Raw genomic sequence first — 25,250 nt, forward strand, 5'->3', positions numbered from 1 at the left:
TCGTGCCAATCATAGGCACGCCAATGGGCGCCCACACACATGCTGCGGCCGGTGGGCTACTGGCAAAATTCAGGAGGCTGTTACGACGAATAACGATGGTGACCCGGCGCGCTGGTCAGCAAGTCCGGGAAGTCGACCTACGGATGTATCCGATGGCAGGTAACTTGTTTGCTGCCGATGAGATGGCTTTCGCCAATAAAGAAGAGCCGTGTATCTGCGGCAGTCTCTCCCCAATGCAGAGCTATGCCCTTCGTTTCGTTTGGTATTCCGATAATCGGCTAGTCACCACCTCACCTTGAGGGGACAAACGCAAAGGTCAGCCGAACGGCGAGCGCGTGTTTGAACCTCGACATGCTTTCCAGAATGGGACAATATCACGCTGGGAAGGCAAGAGGAGGAGCGATATGAGAGTTCAGGCGTATATAATTGCGTTGCTGATCAGTCTCCTGTTATGGTCAACGAGCTTCTTTGTACTTCGCGAGAGCTACCGATTTGCACATTCGAACGGCATCATATCGAACCTGCACATTCATAACAGGCTGAACAACTTGCTTGAGGGGTAAGCAGGGGTCAGATCTACAATGGGCTGAGCAGCATCTCACGCTGCTTTCGGTCTTCGTTGGCTTACGGGCGTGCTATCTGCCATGATGTTACTGCCCGGGGCAAAATCGGCTTTGTATATTTTTACGCAGAAGGTTCCGGCTGATGTTGCCTTTGCAGCATTGCGGCATTGAACGAGATATGTGTATTGGGATTAAGGTGGTCTTTTTTGAAAGCGAAGCGCCGGTCTTACCGGAAACTTCCGACTAACTGTTCAGATCGAGATCATCCCCTGGATTGCTCCGGTCTCAGTGGGTATTTCTCTTGCAACATCATGGGGCAAGAGGCGGCTCGAATAACGAATCCCCCTGACTTGCGTATTGCGCGGTCGTCGCCGGAACCGGTCTTGGCGAGAAGTATTCAACCTGCGGCACATCTGGAATGTTTGCCTGCGAATAGGCTTCTGCTGATTTGAAGGGACGCGTCTGGAAGAACCGAAGCTTTTCTCCGAAGATCGGGATCTGCCCTTCGACGAGGAGCACCATCCTATCCTCCCGCATTTGCCGGACCTCCTGCGGCATCATCAGATCCCGTTCACGGATCTGCTCCATCTTGGTCCGCCGCGACAGGCCGAGCAATTCCACCGTTCGCGATTCCGATTGATAGCGGATCGTACGCTTGCCGAGCGCCTTGGACACATAGTCCGCCGTCACCAGGTCATTGGCCCCGAGAATCAGCTGATAACCGCAATTGCCAAGCAACGAATGGCGCGCGGTTTCGCCGTAAACTTCATCGAGGGCCTTTAGGTCCTGGATGATGAAAGCGAGCTTGATATTGTAGCCCGCGACATAGGGAAGCTTCGTCACGATCTCGTCCATCCGCTTCAACTGAACGAACTCGTCGAGGAGGAAATAGACCGGCACAGACCTTGGGTCGTGGTTTAGCGTCAGCATGGTCATCACCTGCTGCACGAACAGGGTTAGTAGGGGACGCAATAGCGTCAGATCGGTGATATTGGGCGCCAGATAGATCGAGATCGCCCGGTGCTTCAAGGCACGGATATTCATGTCGGTGACGGTGGTCGCGGCAATAACCCGTTCATTCTTGAAGGGACGCAAGGCCTTCTGGATATCGAGAAGAGCGGAAGCTGCAGCGCGATCGGAAAGCGCGATATAGGAATTGAAGCTCTCCACAGTGAACTTCGAAAGAAAAGGCTCTTTCTCCTTGATGAGCTTCATCAAGGACTGGAGATCCTGTCCCGTGTTGAAGAAGGAATTGACCTCGCCGAGATTGCGGCGATCCTTATAAAGCGGGCTTTCCAGAATGTAGCTGATGACGCCGGCCAGAACCTGTTGCGCAGTCGCCTGCCAGACTGAATTTTCAGAGTCTATGTTTTCAGGGACAAGGATGCTGACGATGTTTTGAATATCTGTGGTGCGGTCGCCGCGTTCCGCCCGCACGAAGTCAAGCGGATTATAGCGGTTTGTCCTCTCTGACGCCGGCGCAAATAAAAAGACCTGGGAGCCTTGTCGGCGGCGGTATCCGGCTGTTGCTTTAAATATCTCACCTTTGAGATCGGTGACGATCATCGATCCCTCGTGCATCAGGGCATTGGGGACGACGTAACCGGCGCCCTTGCCCGAGCGCGTCGGGCCAATAATCACATGATGGCGGTCATCCTTGACGCGCAGAAGGCGCCGTCCCACTCGGCCGAAGACGTGACCCTGCTTTTGGAACCACTTGCCGCGCCGAAGCGAAGCCATGTTCTGAAACGCCGCGTTACCCAAAGGATTGCTCGCGGACTTCAGACCAGCATAGGCGACAAGACCGGCTAGAAACAGCGCCGGCATCACCGATCCGAGCGCTACTTTCTGCAGGGTGGGGTTCGTTTTGTAAAACCACAATTGCTCAATCGGCGCCAGCGGATTGCTGCTGATCGTGGCTTCTAGTATCCGCCCGTCTTTGTAAAAAAACTGAAGCCCAAGACCATAACCGAGCATCCAGCCGACAAATGCTATCCCGGCACAGAAGATGAGATAAATGGTTCGCAGGCCTTTGGTCATGATGCATCCCGAGCAAAGAAGACTTCGCAGACACTGCGTTTTCCCCCCTCGCGGCGAAGTTGGATGACGATCGGGATGACCATCTGGATATAGGACATAAGATCCAGCTTTGAGACGCTCGCAGACATGCCAGCCTGTTGCATCATCATGATGATCTGTTCGTAGGCGCCAACCGGCGTATCGGCGTGGATCGTCGACATGCTGCCGGGATGACCGGTATTGATGGCGCGCAGAAAGGAAAAAGCTTCTGTGCCTCGGATTTCTCCCACAAACAAACGATCTGGCCGCATGCGTAGCGAGGCTTCAAGCAGGTTCTGGATCGTCACGTCCGCCGTCCCCTGATCGCCTTTTGAGGCTATCAGGTGGACTATATTGGTTTGCGGCGGAAACAGTTCACGTGTGTCTTCGAGCGTAATGATCCGCTCAGATGCCGGCACGCATTTCAGGCAGGCATTCAGGAATGTCGTCTTGCCTGAAGACGTGCCGCCGCTGATCAGGATCGAAACCCGCCTGGTAACGGCAGTATGGATAAAGTCGTAGATCCTGTTTTCATGCAGATGCTCGATCAGTTCTCGATCGACCTCGCTGAGGCCGCCGACCGCAACCGACACCTGGTCCAGAAAGCCTCTGTCGCGATAGTCCTCGAGCGCGAAATTACTGACGACCTGTTTTCTGACCGAAATAGAGCCGCCCTGCGGCGCTGCAGGCGGCAAGACGACCTGGATGCGTTCGCCGGTCGGAAGCGAGGCGCTGAGAATCGGTTTTGCGCGGCTGATAAACTGGTTGGTGGCAGCGGCAACCCGCTCGCCGATGTTCTGGATCTCGTCGGCCGTCAGAGCAACGATCGGATGATGCTCCATATGGTCGCTTCCAAAACGTTCGACATAAACGTCGCCGGGCTTGTTTACCGCGATTTCAACCACGTTTGGATCGTCGAGAAATTGCCTGATCGGTTCAAGAGCGCGATTGAGGAAATAATGGGGATCGTGCCTGATCCTGGTTGGATTACCTGCCGCGACGTTCACGTCTGATCTCCTTCATCGCTTCGGTTACGGGATCGTCGTAAAGGCCGCTGAAATCGAGGTCCTGGCGCACATAGACGAAGATGCGCTCCCCTTGATCAACACTGATTGTCGGTGGGATGCGTAGGTTTTCGGCAAGGACCGTATTTGCCATATCGCTGAAAGTTTCGGCGATGGTTTCGCGTGCAAGCTCTGCGCCGCGCTCGGCGTCATCGCGGTTACCGGACGATTGTCTGCTTCCGTAGCCGGTCAGATAGCTGGCACCGGCACCAACGATCGACAGCATCATTGACGCGCCGAACCGTTCACGGAACTTGTTGTCCACATGGCCGGTCAGCCCTGAACGCCCCAGGCTATCGGCGCCGATCGAATTGAGCCGGATGGACACGCCATCATCGCGAATTAGGCGGCTCCAGATGACAAAAATCCGCTTTTGGCCCCGCGTCAATTCCGACTGATATTCGCCAATGAGGCGTGTGCCAGCCGGGACGAGGATACGCCGTCCATCAAACGAATAGACGTCCTCAGATGTAAGTGCCCTGATCTGGCCGGGCAGGTCGCTGTTGATCGCGGTTTCCAAAATACCGGGAATCAAGGTCCCCTCCGGGACCATGGCATCAATCCGCTCGATCCGGCCTGCCCTTGCACTGCGGTCGGAAAGACCGGCAGCAGCGTTAAGATATTTGCTGTTGCGGTCTTCTCCGGCAACCACCAGTCCTGACGGATCTTCCTCGCTTTCGCTTCCTGTTCCACCCGGCTTGCCCTGACTAAGCGTGACCAGCTTTGACTTGTATCGCTCCGGGAAGGCCTGCTCGACAGGTGGCGAGGCCTGTGGCGGCGAAATTACATCGGGCGGTGGAGGAACGTCGAATGTCGTCGTTTGAGGTGACGGTTCGACCGACGGTGGGGGAGGCGGCAGATGGATGACCGGTTGTGGAGGCTCAGGGTTCGGTTTTTCGGTCTCTCTTAAAAATGACGGCGGCTGAAAAGTCGTTGTTTGAAACTCCTCGTCGCTCTGGACATTGTTTTCGGGCTTTTGCGTCGAGGTTGTAAGGGCAAAATAGGCAGCGATGACGCCACCCAGTAACAGGGTCGCCATTCCCAGCGTCTGATTGCGTGCGGCGTTCCTGTCGCTGACTGCCGCGTCGTCCGCCGCAACCATTGCCTGCAATTCGGGGCTTAGCTTCATCGATTGCCGCTCCTCCAACGCGTGGTTGCTTGCGTGTCGAAAACCGGCCCCAGGGTGTCTGGGTCCGAAACAGCGAAGTCAGATCTTTTGAGGTTAAAAATGCAGGTCCATTGGTCGCCATCGCGCAGTGTATATTGTGTGGCAACGCCATCGACGACGATGTAGTCGCCCTCTTTGCGAAAGTTGCGCAGCGATTCGGAAAAATCGGATTGGACGGCGAAAATGGCCGGTACCCGCCTTTGGAACCTGAAGAAAGTCTTCTTGCCGTCATCAAAGATCATCTGCGGCTTCAGCGCCGGATCGCCCGAAAACGAATAGTCGATGTTGAGGTTTGCCGTGTCGATATTCCAGACATTGGGAAAAACCGCCCTATGTTCGGCTTCTTTACGCAATCGCGCATTCAGATCCTTCTCGGGATAAATAAAGCGGATACCGAATACCTGCTTGTCGTCGCTCGGTGCGTGGTCATTGAGTTCGAGGAAATAGATCCGCTTCGAGGTCACCACATTCATGTTGGTGGCGACATCTTTTGCGACCGGTTTTACAAATAGGATATTGCCCTTTTCCGATGGAGCGACCTGCCAGCTATCAGTGTCACCAAGTGAGATGGTTTCGAACTTTTCGTCCTCGTCGAAAATGATCATTGTCGAGATGCCGTAGGTGGCGGAAACCTTCACCACATTGTTGCCCTGGTAGACGACGCTGGTAACCCGTTGATCAAGCGAGCCCGCTCGCGGCACTTGGGCGGCAAGAGCCTCGCTGGCCATGGCGACAATAAAGGTCGCTGGGAGGGTAAGTCGCCTCATCATCCGGCCTCTCCCGGCGTCACCGTCTCCTGGTCGCGACGGTAGTTATAGACCTGGAAGCCGAGCGGATTTTCAAACCGCCACTCATTGGTGGCAGGGGTTTCGGTGTAACGATACCGAACCACCGAAATAAAATGGCGCATGATCTGATCGGTGTCTGACTTTTCGGTGGTCGAAAACCGGACCAAGGCGGTGCTAGAATTTGGGAAGGAGACGGACTTGATCTCGACTGTCACTTGCCGGTTTTTGCCATAGACCTTTGCTGGATTATCCGGATTGGCCGCGCTATAAAGCTCCTGCAGCTCCCGGGCCGCGTGCTCCGCAGAAAGAAGTGCGGCAATGCCGAAATTTTCCGTGATCGCAAAAGGATCGTAGCTCTCGCGCGCACGAATGTAGCGCACGACATTGGCCTGGGTGACGGCTTGCTGGTCGGTCAGCTTCCCAGATCGGGTGAGACCGGATTTAACCTCGAGGTAGCCCGTGTTTTTATCGACTTCGATGATATAGGGCTCAAACGTCTTGAGTGGCACGAGCATGATGAGTGCCGTCAACGACAACAATGTGATCGTGCCGAAGATGGTGGTAAGGAACCAGGCGATCGTTCGCGATCGCTCCGCCTGCTTCAAGATTTCCTGTTCCCAGCGCTGGCCATCTTGAAAATAGCTATAAAGAGCAGCCTCATGCGATTGGGTCATCCGTGGTACTCCAAGACAATGACGAATAACGGGTTCAACGGGGAAGGCTGTTGCTGCTGATGCGGTTCTGCATCGCTTCGGCAGTTGCATTTCGAATATTTGTTCTCATGCCTTCCATCGTTCTGGCTTTCGCTTTCATCCCGAGATCACCAGCAATCCCTAATAATGTACGCCCCACCCCGACCGCCGCCTTCGGCAGCGTCCAGGACACGAACCGTCCCGTGTCGCGGGCAACTCTTCCGATTCCAGCGGCAACCCCGCCGGTAATGCCCTGCGCAAGCACCTGGATGTTGAAAAGCACAAACGCACCGGCGCAGCAGAGCAGAAGAAGGGCGGAGATGTCGCTCAGCCGAAGCTCTTTCTGACCAGCGGCGTTCGTCACCTTGGTCAGCTCTGGATCCAGCGCTGCAATCAAGAAAGCGGCAACGACATAGACGAACAAAGGAATGAGCGCATACATCAGTACCTGCTGAAACCAGGCAACGCCGAGGCCTCGGGACCGTTCGAAAAGCATGCAGGCGATGAAGATCGGAGCAGTGCCGATCAGCACCCACATCATTACCTTTGCAAGCAAAAGGATAGCCAGCGCCACCGCGATGAAGACCGCAACACACAGCAGGATTAAAAATCCGACCATGGAAGGAAGGACGGAAAGAAAACCAGACTGCTCGGCAAAAGCAGAGGCGGCTTCATTTGCCGTTTTCCAGATCAGCGAAAGCCCGTTGGTGGGCTCGGTGATGCCGGTGCCAGTGGCGGTTAGAATCGCCCGTCCGACATCTTCGGGCGTATCCGTCAGCCAGGCGTAAAAAAGGCTGTTGAAATTTCTCCACTCGCTGACAAGCGTTAGGATGACCAGCATCCGCACGACCCGGCTGATGATCTCGCTGATGCTGACCCGCGCCGTTCCCATCACCAGCTGGACGCCGTAATAACTGACATAGGCAATGAAGAGGATGGTGAGGAATGGCACGACTTCGTCGCCGACGATTCCGAAGGCCTCTTCAGTGAAGTTTGCTCCCGTCTTTTCAACTCTTGCCAGAAGATCACCAAGGAAATCGTGCATGCCGACAGCTCCTATCTTACCACCATCGCATCGATCGCCGCCAAAACGCTCGATGCGTTGCTATTTATCCTCGCCGTCGGACCGCAATCCGGCCGAGGATGAGGTGCATAGGAGATCAGATTGGCGGGTCTTCTGCAGGGCGCGGTCTTTTCCTTGTAAGCGCTACCGCACCCGGCAAGGGCGCCAGCAGCAAGTAGGAAAGCAAACATCCTGGCGGTCATGATGAGCTCACTCCTCGGTATAGCTGAGTGCTTTTTTGGAGTTAGACATGTCCGTCAGCCGACGCTGATTGTCGGCCTGCAGCGAAGACACAGCGCCATTCATGACGCCGATCAATTCGTTGATGGTGAGGCCGGCTTGGACCTGGAGCTGCGTATTCTGGTCGATCGAGCCTTTGATATCCTTGGCTTGACCAATTTTTGAACCCGCCTGTTCAAGCGACGTGCGGCGGGTCTGAACGGCTTGCTGCGAGCCGGCGACAAGGGCGGCCACGCCAACTACCGTCTTCACCATCTCTTCGTAGGACTTGTCTCCCGAAAACGAGCTGTCCTCGCGGCCCGAAAGGTTTTTGACGAGCTTGAGGCCATTGATGAGCGTCGTTGCGACCTCCGCGACATCTGGGCTCACGCTCCCGAGATTTGCGGCCCCACCTGACATCAGGCGGTCAAAAGACGGTAGCTGCGAGACACTGAAACCCCGGCCCACCGCAAGGTTTTGCAGAGGGCTGGCGTCGTTGCCGCGATCGCCAGTTACGGCCTTTAAGGTTTCCTCGGCCGTCTTGAGAACTTGCCTGTTGGTTTCGAGGATCTTGTCTGTTGTCTCAGAGGTTTTTCTAGCAACGCGCAAATTTGCATTGTCGATGACAGGCACCTGCGCGAATGCGGCGGATGCAATGGGCAGCAGGAATGCAACGAACATCATTCTCTTCATGGCATGTCTCCTCATCGAGCGTTCAACATCAGTGCTATATCGGCCAACCGTTCGCGCACCTGCACGCAAGCCTTTTCCTTCGGGTTCCATGCAACCCCCCGACGGCCATCGCAAAAACCAGCCCCGGGATCGCCATCGCCGCCGTTTTGGCTATAGCTTCCCGTGTGCGATGAGCCGGACAAGCCGCTGATCTGAAGAGCATTCCGGGAGTTGGCGAGATCTGCGATCGTTATCCCAAGACGAATGACCTGGTTCAGCATTTCAAGATTTGCGTTCCGGGCGCCCGAATTATGATCCCAACTATCCTGCACGGCGCCGCTCGGCATCTGGCCCAACTGCTGAAACCACGAGGTAACGTTGCCGCTCCCATCGGAGATAGCTTGTCCTGTCGCCATCGACCTAATGGCGGAATTTCGCATCTGATTAAAAGCGGTCGCATCGCCACCATACTGAGCCGGTATGCCGGCAACGTTCGCCCCGCCGAAGGCGGGCAGCCATTTTTGGGTTATAGCCGCAACATAACCTTGTGTTTCTTTGAAAGGCGGAATGCCGCCATATGTGACAACACGGCCAGGACCGGCGTTATAGGCCGCCAATGCAAGTTTTGGATTACCGCCAAACCGTTGCAGCTGTTGTTTTAAGTATCGGGCTCCGCCCGACAGGTTGTCTTCCATGTCATAGGGATCGACCCCAAGCTCTCTTGCCGTCTCCGGCATGAGCTGCGCTAGTCCGATTGCTCCGGCCGGCGATCTGGCACAGGGATTAAAACGGCTCTCCTGATAAACCAAAGCTAAAAACAGGCTCTCGTTGACATCCTCCTCCCGAGCGATACGCCTCACGAGCTCCGTGATCTCTGGATTGGCCGCCGCGGTCGAGGCGGCATCTCCGGTGCGACCGGGCTGATAAATCGAGCAGGTCACGCTCTTGCCAACGGAAAAACGGTTATAATCCGTTTCCTCAATATTTGAGGAAATCCGGTCCCGGTGGGTATCGATTGTCAGGACCGCCCGATCGATGACCGGAACTTGAGAAGAGGCCGGATCTACAATCGAGAGCGCCAGTGCGCTGCTCAACAGCCATAGGACAGACCGCCCCTTCATTCGCCCGTCTCCCATCCACAGAACCGAGCAAGCCAACGCTCCGGTTCCTCGCCATGAAGTTCGCGCAGGCGTGCACATTCCTCGATCGTCTCTTTACGCCCAGACAGAACCTTGACGAGATCGGGCATGGCCGACAGATCGAGTCTGGCGATGACGGAGTCATTGCCGTGCTTGATCAGGAAGGTCCTTTTTTCCGGAGGCGTGGCCTTGATGAAGTTGAATTCCTTCATCGTGAGGTCAAAGCGTTTGATATAGCTTTCTTCGTCGGCTCGGGGGTTGGGAAAGTGAATATGGGTGGCCGTCTGCTCAATCAACGTATTGGAGGCTTTCGCCTTAGCGATGTCGGCCGCAGATTGTGTGCCGAAGCCGACAATGCCGTTCAGCTTTCGGATCGTCTTCATCTTGTCGATGATGAAGTTGCTAAACGTCTCGTCCATTAAAAGCTGCCAACCTTCGTCCATGAAGAACATCGCGGGATTTCCATCGAGCAGCTCGTCAAGGCGGTGGTAAAGGTACATCAGCGCTGGCGTGCGGACGTCCTCGTTTGCGAGAATGTGGGTCATGTCGAAACCGAAGACGCGACGGGACGACAGCGACAGGACGTCGTCTGCGGCATTAAACAGCCAGGCCTTCTCGCCATCGATCCAAGCGCGAAGGCGAGAATGAAGGTCATTGGCATCCGCCCGTGAGCGGCCGATCAGAAGGCCTGCGAGGTTTATAAGGTTTCGCTCGGCCCGCGGCTCTTGCATCAGGCGCAGGATTGCCCTTTCCAGTGTGTCCTCGTCTTCCTGGGTGAGTTCGCTGCGATCGCCAGATCGCAGCATCGCCTTGGTGAGCCGGAGGAGGAAATCACGGTTCGGACCTGTATTGTCGAGTTGCAGCGGGTTAAAGCCGGTCGGCGTTCCCGGCACCAAGATCTCGTACGAGCCCCCGATCGCTCTTATGAAGATCTCTGCGCCCCGATCCTTGTCGAAGAATACAGCCTTTGGCTTCGGTGAAACACGCATGGCCTGCGAAAGTAGGAAGGTTAATACAACAGTCTTCCCCGATCCCGTCGGGCCGGTGACCAAGAAGTGGCCGATGTCACGGCGATGAAAATTGAACCAGTAGGGGGTCTGCGACGTCGTCTCGAGGATGGTGATCGGCAGGCCCCAATGTGCGCGATCCGCCTGTCCGGTGGCAAAATTATGCATAGAGGACAGGCCCGAAAAATTTGCACTCGATAACATCGCCTTGCGCGCAATGTAGGAATGATTGCCTGGAAGCTGCGCCCAAAATGCCGCTTCAAGGTTGAGGTCCTCGCGCAGCCAATTGATGTTCATATCGGTGAGGCAGGCGCCAAGCTCAGAAACACTGCGGCTGATGCCGTCCAGATCGCGCGACAGGCAAAGTAACGACAGGTGATGGAAGCCAAATACGGCCTCCTGGTTCATCAGGCTATTTAGCGCATAGTCGATCTCAAGTTCGACCGAGCTGCCGGCTTCATCCGAGGCCCTAATTTGTCTTTGCAGTCGGGAAATCCGCTCCTGCGCAATCGGCTTGTCGGCGATGGTGAATGACTGGGTAAGTATAAACTCGTGGTTGACCTGTAAAAGACCATCCAGCATGCCGGGGCCTGTAAAAGGGGGATATTCCTTGATCGACAATATAGCGCCATAGCGACTGTCTTCATCGACAGCCGCTTGCGCCTGCATGGTCCGCTTGCCGAAATGCAGTCGTGAGCTGCCGACAAAGTTGCGGATCCCCATGCGCGGCAAGCGCATTTTTTTTGGCGCGCCGCAGGTCAGGATCGTATTGAAGAATTCACAGGGTTCAGAAAAAGGTTCTGCCCGCGTCCCGTCCGTCTGCTCTTCTGCAGGTATGGGGTCGTCGTGACGCGTCCGATGGGTGATGCCAAGCGCATGCGCACCATATTTGCTGAGATCCTGCACGATGGTGGCAACAAGCTCCTCAAGCTCGGTGATGTCGTCAGGGCTCTGCTGTCGTTTGCCACGCCTGTCCGAACGCCTGAAAATCTTGTTGAAACGATCACCAATGCCGAGAACACCACGCATCCCCGAGCGTATGATGGTAAGGTAGATTTCGTTTTTGAACATGCGCTTGTCGCGCAATTGGTCCATATAGCGTCTGTTCAAAAGATCGCAGAACCCATCATCGAAGGTGGCATCAAGGTCGGTTTCGACCTCTCTCCGCACGACCGTCGACCAAAGTGAATAGCGGCTGGAGCCGAGAGCCCGGATCATTGTATTTTGTACGACTGAACGCATATTGAGTTCAGCCTGGTCTTCCGTTTGGAAGAATAACCCCTGCAACTTGATGACGCTCAGGAGCGATCCGTCTTCAAGTCCAATGATGGTATCCGACACATGCCGCAGATACGGGATATGTCGCGACATCGGCCGCTCCCTTCGGGCGATGGGGCCGAAACCAAGCTCTTGCCTGACCACCTTCAGCATGGTTACGGCCCGTAAGAGTTCGAGCCCCAGAAATGCTTGTTAGGCGTCCGGGGGGTTGTGCGAGAGGCCACTTGCAGCACGTCGAGTATCTTGCTGTCGAAGGCGTAGAGCGAGAATAAGACAAGATAGGTGGCTGGTGCGATCAAGAGTGCCAAAAGATCGTTCGTCGCGAGCCAGCCGATAATGGTGATGCCCACGATGATGACGACCGCCATATAGGGAACGCCCCATAACGTCGGTGACCTAGTCAAGCCGACCGCAAGTGGCGTGAGAGTTGGCCTTTCATCTTCGACAAGTGCAGTCATCGGTCACTGTCCGACCGCTGATATCATCTGGTCGACGATCGCCGGTGCGCCAAATACCAAGCCGATACCGATGACGACGGCCCCAGCCGTGAACCAGGAAAGGCGACCAGCAAAGGCCAAAAATCCAAGCCCGATCACTGCAATGATCGCCAAAAGCCGGCCAAAGGGGCCGGTAATGAAATCAACGATCATCTGAACGGCCGTTTCAAGCGGTGCGAAAGCACCGCCACCGCTGGTTTGGGCCAGGACGGCATCGGCGGTGATGATCTGGAGGAGGGCGATGATGCCTATCAGGGCTACAACTTTCGGTGCCCGTCGCTCGATCTTCTGCAATGGGGTATGCATCGATTTTTCTCCTTCAAAAATGCATCACACCGCCGATAAACCGGCCATTCTTTTCAATCGGGACAATGCGTATATCTTTGCCGCGATCGGTCCCCGCAAACGTGCGAGCCCCGCTGATCCCAACGCGAGATTTCGGCGTGGGCATCCTCAGACCGAGTTGATAGTTGATTACCTTTGCGACATATCTGACGGTTTCGGGAAAGGGCGGAATCCCGGCATATTGGTAAATGCGCTGCTCGCCACTGTTGTAAGCGGCCGCAATCAAGAGAGGATTCTTAAATTCCTCCTGTAGTACCCGCAGGTATCTTACCCCGCCTTCGACGTTTTGTGTTGGGTCGCAAATGTCCTCAACGCCGAAGCGAGCAGCGGTTTCGGGCATCAGTTGCATCGGACCACGCGCGCCCTTCGGGGAATTTCGCTTCGTGTCGAAATCGCTCTCGGCCCAAGCAATTGCCACTGCCAAGTCTTCGTTGACCTCGTAGCGTCTCGCGGTTTCGGCGACGAGACGTTGGACGTCGGCTGGCATCAACGGCGAGGGACCGCATTCGAGAGCCCGTTGCCCACTTTTGATCCTTGGAGGTTTTAAGCTTGAGGGTCTGACGCCGGACCCTTCAGGATTGGCACCACTCGTCATGTTTGAAGACGAATTTAGTATTCTTTTTCTTTGAAGTGGAATATCACTGAAATAGTTATCAATGATCGAGCGTCCGCAGCTTACGCCGGCAGCGCTGACGATCTTTTTAGATGAAGGGCAGGGGGGCTGGTTCGTGTCACCCGAAGGCGCAGAGATGAGAGATTGGGAAATCTTCCCCGATGAAAGAGGTGAGATCGCGTAAATACCAGAAAGTAAAGGAGTTTTTTGGAAAATTTCCTCCGCATTAGTTTCACCTGTCGCAGCTGCGAAGCCTGCCGTGAGGGCTAGGAACGCCCTGCATACGCATCGGGAAAGGCGACGGTCGTGGCGCATTTTTCTCTGGCTCGCTTTTGACTTGAGCTCCGATGTTGGGTAGGCTACAGTCCGAGGTGCTATACTGTATGAGTATAGTTTTGCAGAGAGAGAATAGAATTTCAAGACCCTTTCTCGGGAAAATTGTATACGGAGTTGATATGGTACGTCTCGTAAGGCTTGTGATGGTTGTTGCGATTGGCAGCGGCCTTCTCGCCCGTCCCACGTGGGCCGTTCAGCCGATCGACGAAAACTATGTTCGGTCGCTGGCGGCACCAGGAAAGGTTGTGTTGGTGATCGAATATTACGAAGGCCAGGGCGAGGTGTTGGAGCGGAAGGGATATGCAACTTCAGGCTCTTTTGAAGTGCTGTCGGGGACCGACTTCCGCGTCCACGATACGATGGTCATCCATCTCTATGGTGTCGAGCCTTGCGAAGGCGAGATGGTCAATCGGCGGGACGGCTTTGCCGGACGCTGCATTGATTTTGCCCGTCAACAGCTCGCAATCATGCTGAAAAATCCCAAGGTGGTCTTCTGTCGGGCGTTCTTCACTGAAACGAACGCGCCGATTCAAAACGCCACCTGTTATGCGTATCACTATTTTCCGGGCAGTCTCGACAGCATCGACATGTTCGAGGAGCAGCTTGTATCGCTTGGCGCGCTCCGTCTTATAAAAAAGCCCGATGGAACCTTAGCCCGTCCAGATCTTAAACCGGCGGAGGAAATCGGCAAGAATGGCTCCTTTGGGATGTGGGCCGATCCGGGAGCAGGTCAGCGTTGATTTAAGGGCGGGGGGTGGCTAGCGCGTTTGTTTCTCGCCGGCGATAGAGACGCCTTCATCGGATACGGGCAGGCCATGTGTCAGCTGATGGTCGCTGACGCACTGTCTGTATGAAGGCTCGTAGTACCTGAGGACTTACACTTTTTTCCAGGAGGCGTCGGTACGTTATTTCTAATTAAGTTATCTATGTTTTCATCACTATCGTCCGATCTGTGGCGCCCCTCGAATGCCGAGCCGGAAGATTTTTCTACGAAAGTCCAGCCATGTTCTTGGATGAAGATCACGAAGCACTCGAAGCAGCAGAGCTTACCAAGCAGACACTTGTCGACACACAGGAGAGGATGGGCATGATGCTCGATCTCATGCCGATGGGGCTGCTCATTCATACCAGGCAGGGAATCATTTTCGGAAACCAGGAGGCGGCACGCCTATTGCAAGTGCCGCAAAGTGAAGTCGTCGGCAAACACTTCCTCGATTTTTTGACCACACATGCTGAAGACGCCGCCCGACAGATGGAGCAGGCCTTTGACGGGCGGATCAGTGTTGAGCCGACCGAGGCTGAGGTCAAAACCGCCGCGGGTGAAACACGGACGATTAAATTGATCGCAGGCGCCTTGCCTTGGGAAGGCAACCCAGTCGTTCAGCTTCTCCTACAGGATATTACCGATCTAAAGATGATCCAGGACAGACTACACCTCTTGGCCGTGACCGATGAACTGACCGGTGCGTTCAACCGCCGCCATGCTTTCGCAGTTGGCCACGGTTTGTTCAACGAAGCGAAAGCCGGTCACCGCAAACTCGCCGTGGCTGTCCTCGACGTCGACCATTTCAAGCGCGTAAACGACACCTTCGGCCACGCAGCAGGCGACACCGCTCTGAAATCCTTGACGGGGTCGATCCAGGAGATCATCGCCGCCGATCCGTCCAGCGAGATGACCTTTGCCCGTGTCGGTGGTGAGGAATTCATGATCGTGTTTCCGGCTGTCGAACCGGCCAAAGTACTTAAGATATGCGAACAGGTGAGGCGTGAGATCGAGGAGCGGCCCGTCTTATCGGCGGCGGGGACATGCCGGATGACAGTCTCCATTGGTCTGGCTTGGCAAAGGGCAGCCGACAGTTCCTTCGACGCCCTATACTCGAATGCCGACAAGGCGCTATACGAGGCGAAGTCCGCCGGCCGAAACCGTGTTCGCCAGGACGAGCGAGAACCAGAGTTGCGCCAAAGTTTGACCGGGCAATAAGGCTAAAAGCTCGCCAAAACGGTAATGTGCTGAAGCAGCTAAATGGCTTCGAAAAAGAGATGACCAAGGGCGTAATGGTAGCGTGGTTCTGACCCCGAGGATCCCGCATTCATAGCGTCTGGAAGTCTGCCGGCAACTCGATCCGTCTTCAATCAAAGCGATGTTTCTAAGAGTAAGCTCAGAAGAATCTTGCCACTGATCGGCAAATGGCTTTGATCTCCACCGCATCAAGATGAGTCCCGGTCGCCAATATGTAGCTCGCCAAGTGCTCAAGTTTCAGGTGGGCTTCGTGTTCATCCAAGGGTTGCCATGACACGATCCTGCTGCGAACGTCACGTTCGGCGTTCCGAAGCTGCGCGGCAAATGGGTTGTCTCGAGCAGGATTGCGCTGCCCCTTCAGTGCAAGGAGGAGCCTCCGATGGAGCGCGATGAGGGTCGTAAGATTGTCCAGAACGTTACTATCATCCATCGTCCAACCTGATTTGATCGCTTGGTTGTCACTCTCGGTTGACGCCGGACCTTCGCGTCTGGCCATTGGAAGCGCCGTTGATGTATGAGGGTTAGAAAACAATGATAGGCGCCTTTCATGAGAAGCAGAGTTGAGAAATACATTGAGGACAAAGGTCTCCTTCAGACGAGAGATCCCGAGGTCGACAAGCCGATTTTTCGGGGGCCGGGGTTTGAAGGGGTGCCTGAGTTTTCCGAACTCGACAGCCGAATTTCGGATGCGCTGAGGCAGGCGCGGGAGCGGACCGGACTTACCCATGCTGATGTTGCGCCTTTGCTTGGACTTCACCCTCAAGTCTACGGTCGATATGAGCGCAACGAGACGAAGATGAATGTCACGCGGCTCATTCATCTGAGTGAGCTTTTGGATTTTTCGCCGATTGATGTCGTCATGGCCGCCGCCCCATATCGATTTGGGAAAACTGAACGCGAAGCAGAAAGGCGCCGGGAACTGATCAAGATTGTCGAAACCCTTCCGGCCGACGCCGTGGATTCATTGTTATCGCTGGTCGATGCAATGACCAGATTGCCGCCGAAAACAGAAAACTAATGGCGCAGCGACTGTGACATTGCAGCCCTTGTCTGCATTCGTCAAAAAAGTCACGAAGTTCCTCACAGACCGTGTCCGTTTTCGACGCATCCCGTGCTCACGACGCCGTCTGAGAAGTTGAGCGCCACATCACTGTCTGCGTCTCTTCTGAACGGAACGTCGTTCTTCGGTTGCTCGGCAGATGGCATGGATAACAGGGATTGCCGTATCCCATGCGTTTTCCGGTGCAGTTCGAGCAGTTGGGGCGAGGGTTTGGCGGCAATCGCCATGAGCATTTCGCCGCAGGAAAACATCGGTTCACAAAGAACCTGCAGAGGGTAGCCTCTCTTCCGGATCATCTCTACGAGCATCGGATTTGTCTGGATGATGACCGTTTCCACTCTCAGACGGACAAGGAATTCAAGAACTCCGGTCATCAAGATGTCCGCGGTTGCGACATCCCCGATACAAGGAACACGAGCGTCGGTTGCACAACGTCCCCATTCGAAGACATGCCGTCCTTTTGGATAACTCTTTCCACCAAGTAATTCCGGATAAATATGGGAGAGAAGGTGCGGTTTTGTCGTCGGAAGCAGGCGAGAATATCCAACGACCTCGCTCATTTCCATTAGTACCAGGTGAATGGTGGACCGCGTATCGAACTGATCCTGTTCGCGCTTATCGGACCGTCGGAGTGCTTCCCAGCCAAGCTCTTCGACAAAGCGCTGATGGCGAAAACGCCAGACCTTCTCCATGGTTGTCCGTTTTTGTCCGATTTGGCTGCCTGTTATGATTTCAAGCATCGAATTTCCTCCGATCGAGCGTGGTCATTGTGCAACCGGAGGTGACTGAATTCTATCCGTAAAAGTTCGTAGATTTCATCGTTGCAGTCCGCGTCGAAACGCCTCTGCAATTAGCTGAGCCCGATTTCCTGCATCGAGCTTGCGCTGCAGGTTGGCGAGATGCGTCTCCACGGTTCGCTCCGAGCGTCGCATTAAGCTTCCTATTTCCTTGGCCGTCTTGCCAGCAACACACCAGGCGAGACATTCACTCTCGCTGGGCGTAATCATGACATCGGTCATCTTTTTGTCGTTTGTTCCCCTGAGATCTTGAAGGCGGGTGTGGGCGCATATTGCAATAATTCGCAGGAGGTCTCGGTGGGCGACAGACAATGAGACTTGGCGGCCGGCCAGAGAAAAGAGACCTACAAGACCGCACCGCGAGAAAATAGGGACCGTCACGCCGTCCACTAGCCCGAAATCGGCAGCTTCGCGCATGATCTTACGGCCTTTGGACGACAGGGCCTGCCCCCTGATGGCCTCCGACCAGACGATTGTGCGGTCGGCGCGACGGACAAGGTTTACGATCGGGTCGCTAAAAAAGTAGTTCTTCTCAACGTAAACCTTAAACCATCCAGGGGACCAGCCGTTCAAGAGAAAGTAGGCCTCCAGACTCTCATGAGGGAGGGGATATCCTGCCATGGCAAATCGCTCGAAACCTAACGATGCGGTGACGCGCTCGACCAAAGCCGAAACTTCCGCTGGGCTCCGCGCTGCGGTACAAGCTTCGCAAAACTGAAGCAGCAAACTCGCCGATAACATCTCAAACTCCGCGCTCCATTGCTGGTGATCTTGGCAGAGCCGCTGACGATATGTCCCATAGGGCGGGGGAGCCGCTGGAGATTTAGATATAATTGTGGCGGCCCACCTGAACCCATCCATGGCAGCGGGACGCCTCTCAGACCAGAGCTCGATGAGCCGGCCGAGAGGTGCGACGCTGAGTTATCGAGGTCAGCTCCGACTACCTCCAGTCTTTCGCAGGACCGGTCGATCAAGACGACACCACTCCCGCTGCCAGTAAAGCCCCTATCTTATTAAAGCGCCGCTGCCACTGTAAATTGCGAGATTTCGCATGTTCGCGCCAGGCCATCTTCTATCCGCAAGAATGGTGGCTTCGCGGGCCACGATGCTGGGCTCGCTACCGTTCAAACCCATCCGTTTCGTCCCGTCGGTTGAGTCCGCGCCAGATGGCCGTCCAAACAATCGAGCGGAGCTTTCGTTAGGGAACCCGCGTGCCTCAAAATCGGTTCTAACATAGTTGCAGATTAGGACCGGTACATCGGCCAACCATGCGAGGACGGCCCCATGACGAAGAATGGGATGATAGGCCTGCTCCTGATCGTGGTTATAGTTCTGGTGGCGGCGGTTTTGATGCGTGGACCAAGCCAGCCAAGCCGATCAGGTGTGGTAGCGCCGGCTGATACGCCTCCGCCCGTAACCACGCCTTCCCCGCCAGCCATCACTCCAAGCCGATGATTGGCGCCAGCGTCTTGCTACTACCGGAAGATTTTCCCCGGAGGCGTCGTCTGATTCTCGCGCGGTCTGAGTGCGGGTGTTCTTCCGGTGCCCCAGAAGAGCGGCGGCACGTCATTACCAATTCTCTTTCCGATAGTCTGAAGCGGAAGTCGGAGATCCGATCTGAAGGGCGACAACGATGGTTCTGGAAATTTTATTGGCGTCGGTGTCCGCGATCGCCGAGCAGATTGGCGTCGAAAGCACGACGGTGCGCAGTTAACTCGAGCGCATATCGCGAACGAGAGTTTCCGGTTCGAATAAGCCGGGGCGACGGTGGATTTCGTAGATCGTTTACGTCAGCCGACCGAGTTGGCTACTTTGCCGGTCGTCGAGGTGGGAAATGATTTAATTTGCGTGCTTCGGTGCAGAACGTCAGAACACGCGCTTTCGCCGACGCGCCGGACAGCCCTTGCGATGGCGGTACGCCCCGACGCCCGGAATTCTGTCACATCCCGCAAATCTCTGAAATTGAGCAGGACTTCGTTGGGGTACTGGTTCAACCACGATCCGCTCGGGTAGCAGGCGCTTTTCAAAGGGCTGCCGCTGATGGTCTTTGCAGACATAAAGAGCCCGCGCAGACCCCCGGCGCGGGCTCTTCCTAAGCCTGAGACTCTTCTATGCTCGGCCTAGTGATGCAATGATGGTAGCTTAGCCGGCTGCAGCCGCAAACTAACTAGAAAGAATTAGAGCAAACGATCAGCTACCGAAAAGACGGCCAGCGCCGCAGGCGCTGACCGCTGAGATTGCTGGTCGGGGGTAGACCGCAAGTTCTCAGGAAAATCACTCCATCCAAACACCGATGCACGATCAAACTGGCCGTTTGGATGGGCTGACAAAATAAGGACCCCGGCCTCAGGCAAGCCTGTCAGACCCAACGGTACCGACGAGTTTCACCACCCGGCCGCCGTTCATTTATCCCCCGTAAACTCCGCTGAAATTCGGTCAGAGACCTCCAATCAACCGCTTGGTGAGGCGAGAGCTGAGGATCTATAAACCATATCGCGAGCCATCAACGTCAACGCGACGTTGGTAACCTTGTGGCGAACGCGGTTGGGCTGACTAACAAATGGGTGCTGATAAAGCAGTGCTGCGAGGGATGGAGCACGAAGCAACAATTAGGCGATGATTCTCGCTTCGATTGCGGCGGCAATGAAGGCCTCTCTCGCCAGCTCACCCGGTCTCCTTCTTATGGTCGCCAGCTGGCAGGTCTGGTGAGCCCGATCGTAGTGGGGCCCGCGTTCGGCCGGCCATCGATCCTCGAGATAGGTTAGTGCCTCGTTCGGACCGTGAACGCTTTCGGAGGCACCGTAGCCAATCCTGACATAGACTGGGACTTGCCAAAGGCCGACTTCATAATTTTGTTGAACAGTCATTTTTCCTCCTCCATCGTATTTCACACAAGGAGCGCGACGGAAACGAACAGTTCTGCCGGCTTGCGCAAAAAATTAGATCGTCGTAGTATTTTACATGAACTCGCCATAGGACAATGCGGCCTGCGCAGGTCAAAACAGAGACGAAACGGCGTCTGATCTGTGTTTATCCCTAGGTCTATTTTCGAAGTCGCCCACCAGACCGTAAGTATACTGCTATCAGATCGCAGAGGCAATTAACCATCCGAATGATAAACTGAGATCGGCATCAATCAAATGATAGGCATATCGACGAATGAGGGCTATGTTTGGATAGGTACCAAATAATTAGACCCGCAAAGTCTGCCAGTCGGTGGCAATACTAGGATTGCTATGGCGTCAGGGGCGTCCCGATCTAACCTATATTGTCAGGTCAATTCCACAGTTCCAAGCGGTTTGCGCCGCCGCGCGAAAGCGACGGCTTGGAAGTGGTGGAGCGCAGGGTCGCGGCGGGGGGGACACCGCGCTTTCGCAAGCAGGTATGACCCTGCACTCCGCATCGTCTCTGTCGATCGCCACGGAGACGGACACAGAAAATGATGGAGGGAAGGGGGCGTCCGCCGCCGTGACCTAACAGAACTGACCATTTCCCGACTTGTTTCAGACTTCATCCGAAAGGCGTAGGTTATGCCCTTCGAGAAATTTCGCTGTCGCTTCGGACGATACGGACGTAGGCGGTCCTGACTGTCAGAGCGAAAAAACGGTAACAGCCGTTTCCTTGCCCCAGCTCACCTTTCTTTCTCGGCTAGCCAGATGCGGTAAGCGCGGCTCTTCTTCGTTGCGATCGCGCCCCCATATCGCCACGGCCCAGCACGAAAGACGGACGCTAAAATGATGATCATCTGCTTTGACTGCATTCCGACTGGGTTCTATGGGCGACGAGGCGTTCGTATAGCTTACTAATCCCATCGATATGCGCTTTATCCCCGTATTTGATCAGCGCCTGAGTTCGCGCCGTGCTGCTAATATGGTGCCATTGCTGCCGATCGGTGAGAAGCCATGTCAGTGGCGCGACGAATGCGTCCGGCTTTCCTGGCTCTACTAGGTAACCCGTGATTCCATCTTCAATGGCCTCCGGATTTCCTCCATGATTAGTCGCAATAACAGGCGTCCCGAGCAGCATGGCTTCGATCAGCGTGCGCCCAAATGGTTCGTTCAAAGCGGGAACCAGGAGAGCTTCCAGGGCACCCATACAAGGAGCCACCGGCGTTCGAAAGCCCATCAGATGAATCCGATCCGATATCCCGAGCGCCTTTGCGCGCCGTTTAACATCTTCGCCAAGATCCGGCCTGTTGGGAGGAGACGTGCCAAAGATCAGGCCGGCAAGAGCGAAGTCGGGATAGCTTTGAAGGAACGCGTGTACCGCCTCAACGAATGCCACCGGTTGCTTGCGTGCGACCAATCCGCCGACATACCCGACGAAACGTGTATTGAGGGGGAGGCGCAATTCGTCGACAAATGCTCTACGGCAGGCCTCGCGGTCGGGCAATGAGCTGGGATGGTCGAACGGACTATGGAGCACCGTGAACTTGTGGCCAATCGGCAAAAGGGGTCTCGCCGGTTGAACAAACCTTGACACCCCCACGATGTGATTTGCCAAGAGGGGCGCTAGAGTGTTGACGCCTTGCGCTAGCGGATCTGCCCGGTGGTGCCACAGGAGCTTGCCGCCAGACAGACGTGCCGCCAGAGCCCAGGTCGCGTGCATCTCGCTGTCGTTCGTGTGTACGATGTCGACTGCGTTGGCCCGCAGAAATGGAACTAGACGAGCGGTGTTCCGCATGAGCGAACGAGCCCTCGCAATGCCGCCTTTTAGTCCTCGATCTTTCGTCGGAGATAAGATATCGACCTCCGGGGCCAGGGTGACCGGAAGTCCACGCTCGTGCATGTATCTCTCAAGGACCAAGCCGCTTCTGTGGATAACGATTAGCGGGTCAAACCTTGTCCTGTCGAGGCCCGCAATGAGGCCGGCCGCGGAAATATGGCTTCCCCCTAACTTGTCGCCCACGAACGGAAAAGCGATAGTAATTTTGCGCGGGAGCGGACCGTGTTGTTCCATGGTTTTTTCGGCGAGGAGCACGGAAATTTATCCCCAATCTACCTGACAGGATATTTTGATTTCGTAGTTAGACTGGTTCTCATGCAGATAAGCGCGGGTACCATTGTCCAGGCGGAGCTGCTTTCACCGAAACGAAACGCTGACGTTGATCCTATCATCACTGTGCCTTTTTTATCGGGGTCTGGGGGACCGATAAGGGAGACGTCATCAAGTTGGGTGCAAAAACTCGTCGTATTTCTGCGCAACTGCTGCCAGCGTGTATTCAACTTCAATCCGTCTGCGTGCACGGCGAGCCAAGCGTGCATATTCGTCGGGAGACAAGTCAATCATCGCACGAATAGCCGATGCCAGAGCCTCTGGACGTCGAGAGGGAACTGCTACCCCGGCTCTTCCAACTAAAGCCGCTGCGTCTCCCACATTGGTGGTAACAACGGGCTTTGAGTGACTCATGGCCTCCGCGATGACGTTTGGAAACCCTTCTGTCCTTGACGAAAGTACGAAGAGGTCAATGCTATCATAGAACCTCGACATGTCCGAGACTTCACCCCAAAATTCGATGGAGTTTAGCGGGAGCTCTGCCTCAGCGATGAGGCTTCTAACGGCTGGGTTGTCGAGAGTTAGACCGTGGCCGGCGGCATAAAATTTGACGTTGGGGTGCGTTCTCAGGACGGATGCAGCTGCGTGAAAAAACGTGGCATGGTCCTTTTGCGGATGAAATCGGCCGGCGATGCCGATGCGCAGCAACTCTCTAGGCTTCGACTGAACCAAGGGGGGTAAGTCAACCCCGTTCGGGATGACCACCGCGTTGCGCCTGCTATAGCCGTAAACCTCGTGCAATTCGCGAGCGCGATAGCTGTTGTAGATAACGCCAGAGGCAGTCCCCGATAGCCACTTTCCCATCGTGATAGCCGCGCGTGAACTTCGCGAGAGCGACGCGGGGTCGTCCAATGATTGGCGGACATTCCAGAAAATAGGAGTACGCTTGCGCGCAACGCGAACTCCGATAGTTCCAGCGACCATCGCGTGGTACATCCAGCATAGGATTAGATCAGGCTGATGCTCGCGAATGAGCTGGGCCAAGCGCAGTATCGCCATCGGAAAAGTTGCAGCGCCACCCGCCTTGAGCGGAAAGTAGAATACGTTGGGGTTATCGGCGAGATTTCGGTTCCGCTCCGAAATATCCAGCAAAGAGACAACGATAATGCGCTCGGTGCGCGATTCTCTGAGAAGGCGAGCCAACATTGTCTCGGCCCCGGCGCTCGCGGTAAAGTTGGTGATGATATGCATAATCGTCCTAAGTGGAGCATGGCGGCTTGACGGTTTGGCTTTGCCGGCCAGATTGCTCTGGGAGGGGCTCAATTTCATATCAACGGCCATCGGTTCTATCCTCAGACGGAAGGCTTAACCGGATATCGAGCAACGTCCCATTGGAGGTGACGATCGCAGAGCATGGACGGGTGCATATTCTGTGGCCGCCAACGTAAAGCGGAGGAGCCGTAGGGAGGCCAGTCATTCAAGCTGCATCCAAGCAAATAGGACCCGATTGATCTCGTGCACATCGAACCTTGCTTCTGCTAACTCACGCGAACGCTGTCCCATCGTCACAGCCAATTCTGGTTGGCGAGCAAAAGCGGCCATTGCATCGGCAAGGCTCTCAGCATCGCGAGGCTCGACCAGGAATCCATTCACTCCAGGCTGCACGGTTTCACGGCAACCCGGCAGGTCGGTTGTGATGATGGGCCGCCCGGTCGCCAGCGCCTCTAGGATGCTTCGGGGGATGCCCTCGCGATAGTAGGAGGGCAAGACAAAGACAGTGCACGCTGCAAGATAGGGGCGGACATCGTCAGTGTGTCCTAGGTATTCGAGGACGCCTTCGTTCACCCAGCTGTTGATCTGATCGTGCGAAATGGACGTCGGATTGCAATCGAAATGTCCCAGGAGCTGAAACCGTGCCTGAGGAAATTCACGCTGCAACCGCCGCGCAGCGTCTACGAACTCTGCTACTCCTTTGTCACGCAAAAGACGCGCAATCATAAGGAAAACTGGGCCTCGCTGAGGTGGCCTTGAAAGCTCGAAGTGCTCAAGGTCAACGCCGGAACCAGAGACTAATACGATCTTGGAATTGTCCTCCAGCATCCGGTACCGTCGCAGGTCATCGGCATCAGCTTCGTTATAGGCGAAGACGACCTTGGCACCTCGAAACGCAATCCGATAGAGGACAACACAGAGTTGGCGAATGACCTTGGATCTCATTACCGGTGTAGTTTGGTCGGAAAACACGTGTCCAAGTCCAGTGACAAGGAAACAGCGTTCCTTGACCGCTAATGTCCTGGCTGCGATCCCGGCATAGATGATCGGTTTCATGGTGTAAGGCAGCACCATGTCTGGCTTCAGTTGCCGTAGATGCCGTCGCAGCGCCCACAAAGTGGCCAAATCTTGAAACGGATTGAGGCCGGTGCGCGCCATCGGTATGCGAACGAAATCGACACCGATCGCAGCCAGTTGGCGTTCAACCCGCACATCGTTGTCGGGAGCGAAGGCGAAAACCTTATGGCCAGCCCGTACCATTCGTTTGAGCAATTCTAGTCGGAAAATTGTCAATGAGACGGTCAGGCTTGCTATGACTGCAATCACTCGCTTGCGTTGCTCTGATTGTATTTCGTAATCCGGTTCTTCCCCTAGTCGCGCAGGGGGTAGGAGGACAAGGTGGTCAGCGGTGACGAGCTTCAAAGAGAGCTTTGGACTCAAGACAAAATCTCCCGCCAAAACTTGGCGCCGTCTGCGCCGAACGGAAAGGGACCGACACGCGATGCTAAACGGCCAGCGGATGAACTGGATCTGCTGGGGATTGCAAAAAACTTTTCCTGAGAGCGACCTGCAAGCGGCACCTCGCATTTAGTTTGCTTGCCTCG

Annotated in this window: 22 protein-coding genes; 3 read left to right on the top strand and 19 right to left on the bottom strand. The window is 55.3% G+C overall.

What is annotated here, in order from left to right:
- Nucleotides 1–872: 872 nt before the first annotated feature.
- The 12 genes from EDE05_RS04125 to EDE05_RS04185 form a co-directional block, all read right to left on the bottom strand.
- Nucleotides 873–2,603, bottom strand: coding sequence for a type IV secretory system conjugative DNA transfer family protein (locus tag EDE05_RS04125; protein WP_245519862.1), 1,731 nt, complete (start codon nt 2,601–2,603; stop codon nt 873–875).
- Nucleotides 2,600–3,628, bottom strand: coding sequence for a P-type DNA transfer ATPase VirB11 (virB11, locus tag EDE05_RS04130; RefSeq protein ID WP_134100279.1), 1,029 nt, complete (start codon nt 3,626–3,628; stop codon nt 2,600–2,602). The genes EDE05_RS04125 and virB11 overlap by 4 nt, the downstream gene beginning before the upstream one ends.
- On the bottom strand, nt 3,609–4,814 hold the full coding sequence (gene virB10 / locus EDE05_RS04135; protein ID WP_134100282.1) for a type IV secretion system protein VirB10: 1,206 nt from the start codon (nt 4,812–4,814) through the stop codon (nt 3,609–3,611). Before virB10 ends, virB11 begins: the two co-directional genes overlap by 20 nt.
- Nucleotides 4,811–5,623, bottom strand: coding sequence for a P-type conjugative transfer protein VirB9 (gene virB9 / locus EDE05_RS04140; RefSeq protein WP_134100285.1), 813 nt, complete (start codon nt 5,621–5,623; stop codon nt 4,811–4,813). Before virB9 ends, virB10 begins: the two co-directional genes overlap by 4 nt.
- Nucleotides 5,620–6,315: a type IV secretion system protein gene (locus tag EDE05_RS04145; RefSeq protein WP_105371936.1), complete on the bottom strand. Its 696-nt coding sequence runs from the start codon at nt 6,313–6,315 to the stop codon at nt 5,620–5,622. The genes virB9 and EDE05_RS04145 overlap by 4 nt, the downstream gene beginning before the upstream one ends.
- A gap of 34 nt (nt 6,316–6,349) precedes the next feature.
- On the bottom strand, nt 6,350–7,378 hold the full coding sequence (locus EDE05_RS04150) for a type IV secretion system protein (protein ID WP_134100288.1): 1,029 nt from the start codon (nt 7,376–7,378) through the stop codon (nt 6,350–6,352).
- 228 nt (nt 7,379–7,606) lie between these two features.
- Nucleotides 7,607–8,308 carry a type IV secretion system protein gene (locus tag EDE05_RS04160; RefSeq protein WP_105371933.1) on the bottom strand — a complete coding sequence of 234 codons (702 nt, stop codon included), beginning with the start codon at nt 8,306–8,308 and terminating at the stop codon, nt 7,607–7,609.
- An 11-nt stretch (nt 8,309–8,319) separates the two neighbouring features.
- A complete protein-coding gene (locus EDE05_RS04165) occupies nt 8,320–9,408 on the bottom strand; it encodes a lytic transglycosylase domain-containing protein (RefSeq protein ID WP_134100293.1) in 1,089 nt (362 codons plus the stop codon).
- Nucleotides 9,405–11,864 carry a VirB4 family type IV secretion/conjugal transfer ATPase gene (locus EDE05_RS04170; protein WP_134100296.1) on the bottom strand — a complete coding sequence of 820 codons (2,460 nt, stop codon included), beginning with the start codon at nt 11,862–11,864 and terminating at the stop codon, nt 9,405–9,407. Before EDE05_RS04170 ends, EDE05_RS04165 begins: the two co-directional genes overlap by 4 nt.
- A 2-nt stretch (nt 11,865–11,866) precedes the next feature.
- On the bottom strand, nt 11,867–12,169 hold the full coding sequence (locus tag EDE05_RS04175; protein ID WP_134100298.1) for a VirB3 family type IV secretion system protein: 303 nt from the start codon (nt 12,167–12,169) through the stop codon (nt 11,867–11,869).
- A 3-nt stretch (nt 12,170–12,172) separates the two neighbouring features.
- Nucleotides 12,173–12,514: a TrbC/VirB2 family protein gene (locus EDE05_RS04180; protein ID WP_112802106.1), complete on the bottom strand. Its 342-nt coding sequence runs from the start codon at nt 12,512–12,514 to the stop codon at nt 12,173–12,175.
- A gap of 13 nt (nt 12,515–12,527) precedes the next feature.
- On the bottom strand, nt 12,528–13,481 hold the full coding sequence (locus EDE05_RS04185) for a lytic transglycosylase domain-containing protein (protein WP_245519863.1): 954 nt from the start codon (nt 13,479–13,481) through the stop codon (nt 12,528–12,530).
- A gap of 140 nt (nt 13,482–13,621) precedes the next feature.
- On the opposite strand from EDE05_RS04185, the gene EDE05_RS04190 reads away from it, so the two are divergent.
- Both EDE05_RS04190 and EDE05_RS04195 read left to right on the top strand, forming a co-directional pair.
- Nucleotides 13,622–14,242 carry a hypothetical protein gene (locus tag EDE05_RS04190; protein ID WP_245505093.1) on the top strand — a complete coding sequence of 207 codons (621 nt, stop codon included), beginning with the start codon at nt 13,622–13,624 and terminating at the stop codon, nt 14,240–14,242.
- Between the two features lie 263 nt (nt 14,243–14,505).
- Nucleotides 14,506–15,483: a sensor domain-containing diguanylate cyclase gene (locus EDE05_RS04195; RefSeq protein ID WP_134100301.1), complete on the top strand. Its 978-nt coding sequence runs from the start codon at nt 14,506–14,508 to the stop codon at nt 15,481–15,483.
- 178 nt (nt 15,484–15,661) lie between these two features.
- On the opposite strand, the gene EDE05_RS04200 is transcribed toward EDE05_RS04195, so the two are convergent.
- Nucleotides 15,662–16,018 carry a hypothetical protein gene (locus tag EDE05_RS04200; protein ID WP_134100304.1) on the bottom strand — a complete coding sequence of 119 codons (357 nt, stop codon included), beginning with the start codon at nt 16,016–16,018 and terminating at the stop codon, nt 15,662–15,664.
- A gap of 51 nt (nt 16,019–16,069) precedes the next feature.
- On the opposite strand from EDE05_RS04200, the gene EDE05_RS27390 reads away from it, so the two are divergent.
- Nucleotides 16,070–16,540, top strand: coding sequence for a helix-turn-helix transcriptional regulator (locus EDE05_RS27390; RefSeq protein ID WP_105371925.1), 471 nt, complete (start codon nt 16,070–16,072; stop codon nt 16,538–16,540).
- A 62-nt stretch (nt 16,541–16,602) separates the two neighbouring features.
- Here EDE05_RS27390 and EDE05_RS04210 read toward each other — a convergent pair whose 3' ends face one another.
- The 6 genes from EDE05_RS04210 to EDE05_RS04235 all read right to left on the bottom strand — a co-directional run bounded on the left by EDE05_RS04210 (nt 16,603) and on the right by EDE05_RS04235 (nt 24,996).
- Entirely contained in the window at nt 16,603–17,322 is a 720-nt protein-coding gene (locus tag EDE05_RS04210) for an acyl-homoserine-lactone synthase (protein WP_134100307.1), read from the bottom strand.
- A gap of 75 nt (nt 17,323–17,397) precedes the next feature.
- Nucleotides 17,398–18,120, bottom strand: coding sequence for a LuxR family transcriptional regulator (locus tag EDE05_RS04215; RefSeq protein WP_134100310.1), 723 nt, complete (start codon nt 18,118–18,120; stop codon nt 17,398–17,400).
- Between the two features lie 1,868 nt (nt 18,121–19,988).
- Nucleotides 19,989–20,246 carry a DUF982 domain-containing protein gene (locus EDE05_RS04220; RefSeq protein WP_134100313.1) on the bottom strand — a complete coding sequence of 86 codons (258 nt, stop codon included), beginning with the start codon at nt 20,244–20,246 and terminating at the stop codon, nt 19,989–19,991.
- Between the two features lie 874 nt (nt 20,247–21,120).
- The gene (locus EDE05_RS04225) at nt 21,121–22,359 is read right to left on the bottom strand and encodes a glycosyltransferase family 4 protein (RefSeq protein ID WP_134100316.1); all 1,239 of its coding nucleotides are present in this window, start codon (nt 22,357–22,359) and stop codon (nt 21,121–21,123) included.
- A gap of 186 nt (nt 22,360–22,545) precedes the next feature.
- On the bottom strand, nt 22,546–23,625 hold the full coding sequence (locus EDE05_RS04230) for a glycosyltransferase (protein WP_134100537.1): 1,080 nt from the start codon (nt 23,623–23,625) through the stop codon (nt 22,546–22,548).
- 222 nt (nt 23,626–23,847) lie between these two features.
- Complete coding sequence (locus tag EDE05_RS04235) at nt 23,848–24,996, bottom strand: glycosyltransferase family 4 protein (RefSeq protein WP_245519869.1); 1,149 nt, start codon at nt 24,994–24,996, stop codon at nt 23,848–23,850.
- Nucleotides 24,997–25,250 lie beyond the last annotated feature (254 nt).

Source organism: Neorhizobium sp. R1-B (assembly GCF_004368875.1).
In the GTDB taxonomy this organism is placed as follows: Bacteria; Pseudomonadota; Alphaproteobacteria; order Rhizobiales; family Rhizobiaceae; genus Neorhizobium; species Neorhizobium huautlense.